This is a genomic window from Nostoc sp. (assembly GCF_036919615.1).
GTDB lineage: Bacteria > Cyanobacteriota > Cyanobacteriia > Cyanobacteriales > Nostocaceae > Nostoc.
Window position 1 is genome coordinate 67,845 of sequence record NZ_JBALCN010000091.1, and the last position, 12,742, is coordinate 80,586.

The window sequence follows — 12,742 nt, forward strand, 5'->3', positions numbered from 1 at the left end:
TTGTATAGTCATAACTTGAAATAAGCAAGTGAAAACAGGGGTAAATAGCTATTTAACCAAGCTTGCCTCAGTCTACGAGGCATCCGAAAGCGTCAAGGTTGTTCCTACCGTAGCTAATTTCAAATTTTTGAATTGGAAAAAGTTATCTAGCGGTGCAACGATGCGTCTTTTTTTTGTGGCACTGACTATGGGGCTTCTGAGTATAGCTGGGCAAGCTTTAGCACTTCAGAAAATAGGAAGTAATGGGACTGGAGTTACCAGTAGCCAGAGGTGTTTAAAAAAGTTAGGCTACTTTAATGGCCCGGTGAGTGGCAAGTTTGCTAACTTGACTCAAAATGCTGTGATCAAATTCCAGCAAGCCAATAGAATACCTGCTGATGGGGTTGTGGGTGGTAATACTCAACGAGCCTTGCAACGAGCCTGTCAAGGTAGAACTTTTAGTAGGAATACTAGTGGCGCATTGCCGCCAAGTGGTCAATATCCTGTTCTCTCTCAAGGCAAAACAGGTGCAGCCGTGACCAGGTTGCAACAGCGTCTACGACAGTTAGACTATTTGAATGCTAATCCCAATGGGAATTTTGGCCCAATGACCAGAGATGCTGTAATTAGATTCCAGCGAAATTATCGCATAGCTGCTAACGGGATTGTAAATCGACAAACTTGGAACACACTACTGGGTTACTCTCCGACTCCAATCAGATCAAGTCTCTCTACTCAACAAGTGAGAGAACTACAAGTGCGTTTGCGGCAGCTAGGTTATTTTAATACTAATCCCACTGGGAATATTGGCCCAATTACTAAAAAAGCTGTCATTCAATACCAGCGAAATTATCGCCTACCTGTTAATGGCATTGCCAATGCCCAAGTCTTGGAGTCAGTGCGTAGAACCTCCGGTGGATATCCTACTCAACAACCAGGCAGAAATTATCTAACTGTAGGCGATCAAGGAGAAAATGTCAGATTAGTTCAAGAGCGTTTGGGACGGTTGGGTTTCTCTAATACCAATCCTGATGGCTTTTTCAACGATTACACCAGACAATCTGTGATTGCATTCCAGCAATCTTCCCGATTGAATTCTACTGGAAATGTAGATTGGCAAACTTGGCAAGCATTAGGGTTGAATAGCTCAACTGTAAGCAATGCTGAGACTAATGGTTATATGTTAGCTGATACTAATCGCTATGCATTACCTCCGAATAATGACTATGTAATACCTGTTACCAATGGCAACACATTAGTTGCTAATAATCCTTACAGAGTAATAATTCCAATTTCCAGTAATGATACTCTAATTAAAGTCCAACAATATATACCCAGTGCTGTTGCGGAGCAATCCAATCTAGGGGATTATGTGAATGCTGGAGCATTTAGCGATCGCACACAAGCAGAAACGTTATCAAAAAAGCTGCGCTCCTATGGTCTTGATGCCCGGGTAAAATACAATTAAATTGACAAACTCAATTGCGAACCTTCCTGAGTTTTATTGACTTCAATCCTGGCTTGGAAAGCTTCTTTGAGGTGGGGCATATGGGTGACAGTGAGAATGCAGGCAAAATCGGAAGAGATCGCATTAATCGCGGCAATCAAGCGATCGCATCCTTCAGCATCCTGTGTACCAAAACCTTCATCTACAATCAGTAATTGCAACGCCGCCCCCGCCCGTTGCGCTAATAATTTCGCCAAGGCTAGACGGATGGCAAAGTTAATTCTAAAGGCTTCTCCACCAGAGTAAGTTTCATAAGATCGCGTTCCTCTAGAATCGGCGATTAAAATATCCAAAGTGTCTATCAACTTGGCATTTTTCTTTGTTGACTTAGCACTGCGCCCAGCTTTTTGAGTGATAAATTGTACATGAAACTGATTACCACTCAACCGCGAAAGTAGTTGATTTGTTTCAGCTTCCAGTTGCGGTAACACATTCTCAATCATCAGTGCTTGGATACCATTTTTACCAAAAGCTTGCGCTAATTCCTGATAAACATGATATTCATGCTTGCAAGATTGTAGTTGCTGCTGCTGTTGTTCATACTGAATTTGCAGCGTTTCCAGTTGATGCGCCAGCTGTTCTAAACGCCCTAACTTGGCTATTTGCTCATCGAGTTGCCGTCTGCGGATTGCTAACTGCTGCTCTAGAGCTGGAATTTGGGCAGATGGGTTAGCTGTTGCTTGTAGTTGCTGGATAATACTTTCAATTTGTCCGCCGAGTTTTTGCCGCTCCGTGACTCTGGCGTTTCTGGATTCCTGTAACTCTTGCAATCTCGTCTGGAGTTGGGGATACTGCTGCTGGGCTGAGAGTAATTGTTGATACCGCAAATGCCAAGATTGAGCTTGGCGGACAGCCATCCGCAGATTGTTGTGCTGCTCAGAACTGTAGCCAATTTCGGCAATGTGACGCTCAAGAGTGGCGATTTGTTTAGCACATTCAGAATCAGTCTGATCTTGCTGGATTCGGGTTTGTAATTGAGCAATTTGGGATTGTAATTCTGGTTTTCGGGCTAATAGTTGCGCTTGTCGCTTAGTCGCATCTTTAATCTGCTGGAGTTTAATTTCTGCCCATCGCCACCGCTCAACTTCGCTCCGGGCGAGGGCATGGTCTTGTTCATTATAATTAACTTGTTGTAGATATTGTTCTAGCTGCCGGAGTTCGGCTTGTTTATCGGGAGCGTAATCACCACCTTGGAGCGATCGCTCTAAATGCTGTTTTTCGCCAGCAATTTGTTGTAACTGTTGTTGGACATCAGTTGTAGCTTCTAACTGTGCTGCCAACTGTCCCCGTTGTTCACGTAAACCATCGTAACTCGCTAACTGTTGGGATATTTCCCGATATTCCTGCCTCAATACCTGAATTTCTCTGTCAGACACAGCCATTTGTTCCCGCACTACCCAAAACTGCCCTTGAGTATCCTCTATCTCAGCCTGGGTTTTTTCCACCACCCGACTCCAGTGATGTTCATCCAGGGGACGCTCACATAATGGACAAAGTGCTTCAGGGTTTTGGAGCATTTGCAATTTTTGCTCTAATTCTCCTAGCAGTTTTTCATAGTCCCGTTGGTGAGCTTGTAGACGTTCGATAAAGTGACGCCTTTCTTGCCCTTTTTCTTGCACTCGTTGCAAATAAACTCGCTTTTTCTCCAATTCCTCAATCTGGATTCCCACATCCATCACCGCTTGTTGCAGTTGCGGTTGGCGTCGCTGCTGGCGTTGCAATTGGTTCTCAGTATTTTGGAGTTGTTCGAGTCGTGCTACTAAACCAGCATGAGTGCGATCGAGTTGGCTTTGTAAAGTTGCTCGTTGTTGCAACAAGGGAGTAACTTGCATTTGCAGCTGATCCAAGCGAGCAACATGGTGGCGGGCTGCGGTTAGTTGTGACAAAGCAGCTTCTACTTCACCTGATTTGGTGAGAGTTTGCTGAATTTCTCGCTCTTGTTGATGTAAAGCTTCGATTTGGGCTTGGGCTTGTTGCAGTTGCCGTTCGATTTCGTGAATTTGTTTGGTAAGCTGTTGTTGCTTTTGTTGGCGAGTCTGCCCAGCGCGGGTGTATTCTTCAAATTTTGCAGCAAAGGCTTCTTCTTGAGATTGGAGACTTTGATATTGGGCGTATCCAGCTTTAATCTCAGCTTCTTGGTGTAATATTTTTTCTAAATCTGATAGCTGAGAGCCAATAGCTGATTGTTCTTGTTGCAGGCGATCGCAATCTTGGGTAAGATTTTGGTATTGCTGCTTCCCAAAGCTGAGTTGCTGTTCCCAATTTTGGCGCTGGTGCTGGATAACTTGCAAACTTTGTAACTGAATATTATCAAAGGCTTGCACCTGTTGCAGTTGGTTGAGTTCGGCTTCTAACTCGATTCTTTGCGCTTCAGTTGTCTCGCGTTGTTGCAGCTGAATTTTTATCGACTCCAAAGAACGCTCTAACTCTAGTGCCTGTGCTTTGAACTGACGAGAAGATTCCTTTGCCCGTTCTTCCAAATCATCGTACTGATTGAGTTTTAACAACTCCGCTAAAATTTCTTTGCGTTCCGTGGGGCGCTTAAGCATGAATTCATCTGCACGACCTTGACGTAAGTAGGCAGAATTAATAAAAGTATCATAATCGAGCTTGATATGTTCTAAAATCAAATCCTGGGTTGCTCTCACCCCTTTACCAGTAAGTGAGCGAAACCCAGATGGTATTTCTATTTGAAATTCAAGAACGCTACTACCTCCCCGAATTCGGGTACGAATCACCCGATATTTTTGCTGGTTACTTTGGAAAGTAAAATCAACCCGAACTTCTTTTGCGCCAGAATAGATGACATCATCTTCAGCGGTGGCGCGGCTTTCACCCCAAATTGCCCAAGTGATTGCTTCCAGAAGTGAAGATTTCCCCGCACCATTGGAACCCGAAATACAAGCCGTATGCAAACCGCGAAAATCTAAAGTTGCATCACGGTAACTAAGAAAGTTTTTGAGAACAAGTTGTACTGGGATCATTCAAGCTATAGTGCCACACCTACTTTTAATAATTAACAGTACAGATGCACTGTTTGTTAGTTTAGCTATCTAAATATCAGGTTTCTAGTCTTGAAGACTTCAATTTTACAAAAATTAACAATATAATGAGCAAATTTCTCTTGTTGCATGAAGAAGTTTTGCTGTCTTTGGAGAAAAATGAAACTTCCGTGGAGGTTTCTTGTTATTTCTGCCTGTTATCAGAGATAAAAACATTCATAGAAGAGTTATTACAAGCATTGAGATTATTGGGCTAAATTCTCCCCAAAAGTGACATCCAAGACCCAATGAAGTTGGTTCTCAATACTCCAATGCTGCCCAATGGCACGACCAATACGTTGGGCATTGCATGGCAGAGAACTAAGGTAAAACTGCACCTGACAAGTTGTTTTGTTCCATAAGTGCCGAACCCTCACTACCATCACCAAGGTTTTGAGTCCAGCCCATTGCTGCTGCTGGCTTACTAGCCCAAGCACTCACTACATGCAAGGCTGACTGTTGCTTCTGCTAGTCGTAAGACCCTTTGACGCGTTTGCAATCAATCGGAATCACCTGTGCCGTTTCCCACGTGGATCTTCCAAGACCCGAAAGTGTGACAGAAACTGCCCCAAGACTAGCTCCAAGTCTCCGTCTACTTGGAACGATGTGGTCTTTACTGGGTTGGGCTTGGATTTGTAGGCAGAAGCGAAACCTTTAGTCATCGAAACCTCTGAAATTTCAGTAGGGATTACTTTAATTTTCCTTAGTACAGCCCACCATCAAACAATTACGGAATTCGCTTTTTGTAATCAAACGTGTCCAGTGACATGACAATTTTTATTTTCGACCCCTTTTTGCAGTGACATGTACTTAGTACATTACAGTACCTTTTTTCTTGCGCTTACCCTGTGATCGGAACGGGACGCTGCTTTCGGATGTCTATGGATAAAGCTCATCTAGCAATCCTATTTGAATTGTGAAGATTATCGAATCGAGAATTTCATAAATAATTTAAGGCTGCTGTAAGCAAACAATTTTTTCAGTATTTCCATAATATTGAACAGGATATACGTATTTTTTATGAAAGTAACTTCATAAAACGTGAGTTTTATAAAAACTTTATATATTGTTTGTTGCAGTTTATCAAATATAAGAATTAATAGCTGATTTACTGAAAATCAGGTTCTTCAAAAACTTCCGTAAAATTTCTCTTTCAATAACAAGATAAATACAACTAAATTATTAATAGTTCTGCTGGCTTAGTTGATGACAAAACTTCAATTATTTCAGGTGTATCTATTTACAGACTCTCTATAAAACTGATTCCATAATCCTAGAATAACCGCTCTGGTTTGAGAAGACAGAAGTTTAGTTTACCCTTAGTTTCTAGTCAATATAACTGATATGGTTAGGTTTTTGTGAGTGAATCGATGTACTAAGCTGTGTTCAAATGTGAAGCATACACTAGTAGTCTATTTATCTGAAAATCGCTATTATCAAGTTTTATTTGACATAAATGCAGTAATTTATCTGGTAAAATCACGGTTTTATTTCAAACTGAGAAAAAACACAGCTTCTTTAAGCTTTAAACATTTACTAACCAATTTAACAAATCCCCATGCAACAATATATTTCTAATCTGCTCATACTGGTAATAGTAACAAGTTCAGCTTTCATCGTTACTCCATCTCAAGCTGAAACTCCGGTAAAATCCAACAGCCAAAATACTGATAATATTACTTCTATATTTTCAAATTTACCTTCCACTATCCAATTAAGTGATTTTGCCAATTCTACTGCTAGCAAACCACGTATCCTCTCTGAGGCAGCTAATAACTCTTCTGCTCCTAATGCCAATATAACTGCAACTAAGCCTCAGCCACGCGTTCCTATATTCAGCAGAATTTTTCCCAGACCTTCTATGCAGCAATAACTAGCAGCTAAATATTTAGTTTACTTGCTTGGGTTGATAGTGAGTTGCATTAATACATAATCTCCAACTTTACCTAGTGAAAATACTACTCCAGCAAGAGAGATTCTAATTGTTCTCTCTTGTTGGAATGTGACGAATATCATCTATAGCGGTTCTTGCTTGTATGCAATAAACTTATCACCTCTCTCTTGAAAAGCTTTGATGCCTGTCTTGAAAAGTTCAGTTCACCTTTGGCGTTGCCGCAGGCATCGGTGGTTCTTGTCGCTCCAACTTTTCGCTGTAGCAAGCTGCAAAGCGTCTACGGATAGCGTAAAGCCTTCTCTTATCCTTCTCCTATCGGAGACGCTGCGCGAACGGAGATGCTGTTCGCGTTCGCCAACAGCATGGCAACTCTTAGAGACGCTGTTCGCGTTCGCTTAGAGCGAGTCTGCGAGCGTCAGAAACCTCCGCTCCAACTTTTCGCTCTCCAAACCTTTCTTCTAAAAGGAGAGAGGTTTGATGGTTACTCCCCAACGCTACAAGTGTTGGGGCTGTTTTTGTAAGGTCTATATTGGACTCAACTGAGAACCCCTATATATGTGAGGCATACCCTGATTTGCTTTATGCTTGCAGCTGACAGAGCAGTAAACCAAACCATTGATTTGGATCTGTCCACACATGAAGAGGTAATAAACCCTGTGCGGTAAGTTGCTGCTTGATAATAGTAAGGTCAAATTTGCGAGAAATTTCAGTGAGGATAGTCTCATCTAGTGCAAAATTCACCTTGAGGTTAAGAGCGCGTAATTCTATAATTTGCGATCGCAGGCTGCGTAAATGCATTTCTATTTGATGCTCACTTTCATTGTAAAATGCCCAGTGTTCAAACTGGGTGGTATCAAAATTCCCCTCAAACCGCTGATTTAAATGTTCCAGCATATTGAGGTTAAATGCTGCTGTCACTCCCTGGCTGTCGTTGTAAGCTGGCTCCAAAATCTGTTTCGGCTTTCGTAAATCTATCCCCAACAAGAAATACTCACCTACTTGTAGGGCTTCTGTAATTTGAGAGAAGAAGACATCACACTCATTAGGTGTCAGATTACCTAAACTGCTACCAATAAAACAAATCATCCTACTGGGTAATTGCGTCAGTAGGAGTTGTGCAAGGGCTAATTCATAAGTTCCCGCTAGTGCATAAACTTGCAGTGAGGGATAATCTTCTAATAGCTGCTTGACACTACTTTCCAACATCCCTGCACACACATCAATTGGTAGGTAGTGCAGAGGATAGCCTAGCTGCTGGTAGGCATCTAGTAAAATGCGGGTTTTACTAGAACTGCCACTGCCAAGTTCTACCAATTCACAAGGGCCAGTTATCTTGGCAATTTCGTGAGCATATTCCTCTAAAATCGTTGTTTCTGTGCGTGTGAGGTAATATTCTGGTAAATCACAGATTTGCTCAAACAGATTAGAACCACGGTCATCATAAAAGTAACAGGGGGGTAGAGATTTGAGTGTTTGAGTTAATCCCTTAACCACATCACTCCCAGCACTAGGTGCAACTATTTGAGTTGCTCCTACCAAACGCTCTATCTGCAAGCGTTTTTCAACGCTGTTTTGAGAAGTAACATTGCTGTTAACAGCTTTAGATATCGACATTAAACCTCCGTATGCTTGGTGTAATAGGTTGCTTTTAATAGCAAATCTTTACCCCAATCAGTGAAACACATAGTCATAGATAATAAAATCATGCCTGAGCTGTATTGCTCAAGCTTTAGAGCTATTTTTAAGCATTTTTCCATTGAAATGATAGCAAGTAAGCGCTTAAGTGCTATTTATCACTAATTTGTTATTTAATCAGTACAAACAAACCATAGGCACTTTACCCAGTAGGGTAGGCATCTACTGCCGTTGTCTTACAAATTAGGCGATGTCTACAACGGGCTACGCCTACGCAATCAAAGCGTTGGGCAGTTAGTTCTTCATCTCCCCAAGGAGAGGTGCGGTAATTATTAGTTTGTGCATCCTAACTGACTGCTTTTTCCCGTTCAGCTTATGTGGGTAGCCGCTTACCCACAAATCGCGAATATACCTCGGCTTCTCCTGGTGTAGCACTGCCGACATAAGCAAGTACAGACTTTGATTCAACGTAACGGCTGAGGCTGGGTAGGTTTATATCATTCCAAATAGGCAGGGTATTTTTATAGATAAAAGGGTCAGTATCTTTTTGAATATGATACCAACCCACACCAAAGCCATCTGCATTTACTACCCCAGAGGTCATTTCGCGGGGTTGATAACTCTGGACTATCAGTGAGTGTTCTGATTTATACAAAAGATTCTCTAAAGAAAAAAGTTTTATAAATTTGGCAATTCTATTTGTTGAAAAATATTCTTGTTGCTTTATTACTTTTTATACTTGACCCTCCCTTTTCCTGCTTTTTAAGGAGGGAATTGAGTTCGTCATTTGTGGCTTGTAGGGTGGACATTGTAATGCCCACCCTACTATGGTCTATTCCTATAAAATCTGCTGTAAAAAAGAGGTGATTGAGTCTCCAATAAATGGAGTTAGAAGTTAAAAACTCTTAACTCCTAACTCCTCATTTCTAACTTTTTTACAACTTCAAATTCCAAGCGGCAAAAGCTAAAGTACCCCAACCAGCAATCAAGGCTACGCCGCCTAGTGGGGTGATCGCTCCTAAGGATTTAATATCGGTTAAGCTAAGGGCGTACAAGCTACCTGAGAAAATAGCAATGCCAATGATAAACAGCCATCCACTGGCTAGGAGAGTGGGATGAGGAAATTCGGTGCGACTAATTAGCAGTGCTACTATAAAAAGTGCTAGAGCATGATACATTTGGTAACGAGCGCCAGTTTCAAAAATTTCTAGCGATTGCTCACTAATTTTTTCTCGCAAGGCATGGGAAGCAAAAGCACCAGCAGCAACTGACAAACCGCCTAAAATGGCAGCTACACTCAAAAAAATCTGCGTCATTAGACCTAGCCGTAAGTTGATCTGGAATTTAACGGGCCATTAGATATCAATTAGACATCAAAATGATATGATACAGCCCCTTCTTCGTTCACCTTAAAGTTTGCATTGAAGTCTTTAGCTTTTTCATCTAAATATTGCCTAGCATGGGTTGCGGGTAGTTGTGACTGCATGGCAAAGCCTAAAACAGTTACGCGCCCATGATTTTCTTGTAGCATCTCATAAAAAATAGATTGCAGGCGATCGCTAACTTGTTCATTAAGCGCCTTTTTCTCCTGTCTGCTTTGACGGTACAATCCCAATGCTAACCATGTACCCAGTGTTAAAGTAGGAACGCCAAAAATTAGACCACCAACAGCAGCATTATCATCTTCATAAGTAGCATTTGGTGCGGTAAAATCATAGCCATCTTTGACTGGTGTGTACACCTTACGTGTAGCAAATTTTTCCAATGTCGCTGTTGCTGATAACGTTAAAAACATGAATCCGAGTGTCAGTAGCCAACCGGCAGCCAATTTTTCAGCAGTTTTCATAGTTCCACTTTGGATTTACACTTTGTTAGCGATTTTAACTTGACTTTCGCAAAGGGATTTTGGAGTGCGATCGCTTCTTTTATAATAATTATTCATGCTCCCAATCAGAGCAATGTCTCTGACAGGCTATTCGGCGTCGCCAAGATAAAAAGCAGAACTGGATGCCAACTGCAATACCTACCAGTGTTAAACCTTGAGATTGTCAAATCGCAGCAAAGGATATAGTATTCATCTTGCTGCGATTTTAACTTCACTTACGTGTAGCTTCAAGTAGGCGAGAAAAATAAAAGCGAGTCTTCGTCATCGCCTTTCGTTGCAAAGAAAAGCCATTACTTTCCAAAATTTTCACCACATCAGCCTCACGATGTAAATATGCACGAGTCGCTTTACTTGGCCCGGGAAAGAAACTGCCAATTTTCTTGAGTATACTCAGGGCGCAGGTCTTCGGCGCAAAACTGAGAATTATCCGCGACTGTGCCAAAGAACAGAGGTGAGAAATCATCTCATCGGCTTTTTCTTGGGGGTAGTGGATAAGAACATCCAAGCAAATAACAGTATGGTAACTACCACTTAACGATTCTAAATCTTGTACGGCAAAAGTGGGATTTTCGGCATTTTGCAAAGTTTGCTTGGCTCTATGCTTGCCTTCTTCCACCATTTTTTCTGAAATATCGGTGGCATAGACTTTGGCACCATCTACTGCTAGGGGGATGCTGAGACTACCAACACCACACCCAGCATCGCAGATTGATAGCTCTGGTAAATTGTTATCAGCCTTCAGCCAGCCGAGAACTGTATCCACGGTTTGCTGGTGTCCATTGCGGATGTCTAGTTGGATTTTGTTGACTTCGCCATCGCCGTAGATTCGCTTCCAACGGTCAAACCCTGTGGAATTGAAATACTCGCGAACAATCATTTTCTCGTCGGCTGCGTTCATAAACTTTGATTTTTAAGGGTTCCCAATGCTTAAAATTATCATTGATAGGAACCCATAAGAGGGGTCTTGCAGATTTTTCCAGATATAGTTTGCGGCTATGGGCTTGGAGCAAGTTTTTTTTTAGCATCAGACACCGTATTTTCAGTTTCCCGCCGCATTGGTCAATTGCGATCGCTATTATACTGATAAAAGCATGTTCCTAACCCTGTTTCCCACATGGATCTTCCAAGACCCGAAAGTGTGACAAAAACTGCCCCAAGACTAGCTCCAAAGAGTTGTATTCTGGGCTTTTGCGCCATTTTGAATGGTATGTTTATTTACGCCGTGATTTACTGCTGCGCGCCCCTACGACTTGCTGTACTTCACGCAATTTAAAACTGCTATATGTCGATATTTTAAAGTTTACTATCACACCTGAAACTTTCAGAGCATCTGTTCATTTTTACAAGTTAAACTAGACTTCTCTAATTAGTAATGGCGACACCCGATCCCCTATTTTTATGAAAATATATGAAATTTAGAACCTTCAAATATCCTTTCACACTCATGCTAGTCAGCTTTAGTTTTTTGCAGACAGCTGATGCTCAAACTCCTGTAGCTGAAATCTCCAAGCTATCTCAAGAAGTTTCTGTGCTTCGGAAACAGGGTCCAAGCGGGTTACAAGTATTTTTAAAATCTCATGCCAATACGATAAAGACCGATTCTTCAGGTGCAGTTCTACTTTCCCCTGCACTCCGAGTAGCTTTAGACGAACTCTGCCAACAACGGGACTGTTATGCCTCTCGTCTATACTGGTACACTGACATAGAACAAGCCAAAGCTGCTGCCAGAACTAGTGGTAAACCCATTTTATCTCTGCGGTTGCTGGGCAGGCTGGATCAAGATTTGAGTTGTGCTAATAGTAGGTTCTTCAGGGTTGCGCTGTATCCGAATGTTGAAATTTCTAAACTACTTCAAGACCGCTTCATTTTGCACTGGCAATCAGTCCGCCCTGTACCGAAAGTAACAATTGATTTTGGCGACGGACGCAAGTTAGAGCGAACGATTACAGGCAATAGTATTCACTATATATTGGATGAATCGGGTCGTCCAATCGATGCAATTCCAGGGCTATATAGTCCCAAAGCATTTTTGCATCAGCTACAGCAGGCTGAAGTAGCCGTAAAAAATTATAGCAAACTTACACCAAGCGATCGCGAGTCTTTTTTAAGAAAATACCACAGCGATCGCCTGAATTCTATCCAAGCCCAATGGGTTGCAGATTTATCCCGTTTGGGTATCCAGTCTCCCCCTAAGTTGGTGAAAATTCCGAGCAATCCCAGTCAGCCACCTACAGCAGAAATAGCAAGCTCTTTAGCAGTTTCTAAGATGAGAGTTGAAACGCCAATGTTGACTGCTCTCCAGTCTGATGCCGAACGGAATCAAAACGCTTTAGCTGAAATTACTGACCAGAAAGTTTGGAACAAAATCGCTCAACTCTATGCCGCAGATGTCAAGCTAGACCAGAACAGCATCTCTCTAATCAGAGCTAAAAAGTCTCAGTCTGCCAACACTCAGGAAGATAATTTGCCGATAATAGTGAAAAAATTTGAAGCCACAATGGCTTTAGATACAGTCAGAAATGAATATATGCTACACAGCCAAATTCATCAATGGTTTATGCAAGGTAAGCAAACAAGGAGTGTGGAAGCGCTGAATGAACAAGTATACGCCCAACTATTTTTAACTCCTAGTTCTGACCCTTGGTTGGGGCTTTTCCCTAGCGACAGCTATAGCGCTATTGATAATGATGGCATCCGTTAAGCTAATAAACTGAAGTAGTAAAAAGGAGTGACGAGATTTTATAGTATTGAACCTCACCTATCACTCCTTATAACTTGCGCGTTGATAAGCTGTTACGCAT

8 protein-coding genes and 2 pseudogenes are annotated in these 12,742 nt (G+C 41.9%); 3 read left to right on the forward strand and 7 right to left on the reverse strand.

What is annotated here, in order from left to right; genetic code table 11:
- Nucleotides 1-28 precede the first annotated feature (28 nt).
- The gene (locus tag V7K48_RS25600; RefSeq protein WP_335076590.1) at nucleotides 29-1,447 is read left to right on the forward strand and encodes a peptidoglycan-binding protein; all 1,419 of its coding nucleotides are present in this window, start codon (nucleotides 29-31) and stop codon (nucleotides 1,445-1,447) included.
- Here the strand turns inward: V7K48_RS25600 and V7K48_RS25605 are convergent.
- Together V7K48_RS25605 and V7K48_RS25610 are read right to left on the reverse strand one after the other, a co-directional pair.
- Complete coding sequence (locus tag V7K48_RS25605) at nucleotides 1,444-4,470, reverse strand: SMC family ATPase (protein ID WP_335076592.1); 3,027 nt, start codon at nucleotides 4,468-4,470, stop codon at nucleotides 1,444-1,446. The two genes, V7K48_RS25600 and V7K48_RS25605, sit on opposite strands and share 4 nt — an antisense overlap.
- A gap of 275 nt (nucleotides 4,471-4,745) precedes the next feature.
- A pseudogene (locus tag V7K48_RS25610) lies at nucleotides 4,746-4,961 on the reverse strand (ISAs1 family transposase); the annotation flags it as partial.
- Nucleotides 4,962-6,085: 1,124 nt separating this feature from the next.
- On the opposite strand from V7K48_RS25610, the gene V7K48_RS25615 reads away from it, so the two are divergent.
- Nucleotides 6,086-6,400 carry a hypothetical protein gene (locus V7K48_RS25615; RefSeq protein ID WP_335076594.1) on the forward strand — a complete coding sequence of 105 codons (315 nt, stop codon included), beginning with the start codon at nucleotides 6,086-6,088 and terminating at the stop codon, nucleotides 6,398-6,400.
- 600 nt (nucleotides 6,401-7,000) lie between these two features.
- On the opposite strand, the gene egtD is transcribed toward V7K48_RS25615, so the two are convergent.
- The 5 genes and pseudogenes from egtD to bchM form a co-directional block, all read right to left on the reverse strand.
- Nucleotides 7,001-8,035 (reverse strand): L-histidine N(alpha)-methyltransferase, encoded by a 1,035-nt coding sequence (gene egtD, locus V7K48_RS25620; RefSeq protein ID WP_335076596.1) that lies wholly within the window; start codon nucleotides 8,033-8,035, stop codon nucleotides 7,001-7,003.
- A 436-nt stretch (nucleotides 8,036-8,471) separates the two neighbouring features.
- Nucleotides 8,472-8,750: pseudogene (locus tag V7K48_RS25625) on the reverse strand (ergothioneine biosynthesis protein EgtC); the annotation flags it as partial.
- Nucleotides 8,751-8,991: 241 nt separating this feature from the next.
- On the reverse strand, nucleotides 8,992-9,372 hold the full coding sequence (locus tag V7K48_RS25630; protein ID WP_335076598.1) for a DUF423 domain-containing protein: 381 nt from the start codon (nucleotides 9,370-9,372) through the stop codon (nucleotides 8,992-8,994).
- Nucleotides 9,373-9,422: 50 nt separating this feature from the next.
- Nucleotides 9,423-9,902, reverse strand: coding sequence for a hypothetical protein (locus V7K48_RS25635; RefSeq protein WP_335076600.1), 480 nt, complete (start codon nucleotides 9,900-9,902; stop codon nucleotides 9,423-9,425).
- A 250-nt stretch (nucleotides 9,903-10,152) separates the two neighbouring features.
- Nucleotides 10,153-10,839: a magnesium protoporphyrin IX methyltransferase gene (gene bchM / locus V7K48_RS25640; protein WP_335076602.1), complete on the reverse strand. Its 687-nt coding sequence runs from the start codon at nucleotides 10,837-10,839 to the stop codon at nucleotides 10,153-10,155.
- A 510-nt stretch (nucleotides 10,840-11,349) separates the two neighbouring features.
- On the opposite strand from bchM, the gene V7K48_RS25645 reads away from it, so the two are divergent.
- Nucleotides 11,350-12,642, forward strand: coding sequence for a hypothetical protein (locus V7K48_RS25645; RefSeq protein WP_335076604.1), 1,293 nt, complete (start codon nucleotides 11,350-11,352; stop codon nucleotides 12,640-12,642).
- Nucleotides 12,643-12,742: the final 100 nt, after the last annotated feature.

Coding starts and splice junctions, on each gene's coding strand:
- V7K48_RS25615 (WP_335076594.1), top strand. CDS start 6,086: ATGCAACAATATATTTCTAATCTGCTCATACTGGTAATAGTAACAAGT.
- egtD (WP_335076596.1), bottom strand. CDS start 8,035: ATGTCGATATCTAAAGCTGTTAACAGCAATGTTACTTCTCAAAACAGC.
- bchM (WP_335076602.1), bottom strand. CDS start 10,839: ATGAACGCAGCCGACGAGAAAATGATTGTTCGCGAGTATTTCAATTCC.
- V7K48_RS25630 (WP_335076598.1), bottom strand. CDS start 9,372: ATGACGCAGATTTTTTTGAGTGTAGCTGCCATTTTAGGCGGTTTGTCA.
- V7K48_RS25605 (WP_335076592.1), bottom strand. CDS start 4,470: ATGATCCCAGTACAACTTGTTCTCAAAAACTTTCTTAGTTACCGTGAT.
- V7K48_RS25635 (WP_335076600.1), bottom strand. CDS start 9,902: ATGAAAACTGCTGAAAAATTGGCTGCCGGTTGGCTACTGACACTCGGA.
- V7K48_RS25645 (WP_335076604.1), top strand. CDS start 11,350: ATGAAATTTAGAACCTTCAAATATCCTTTCACACTCATGCTAGTCAGC.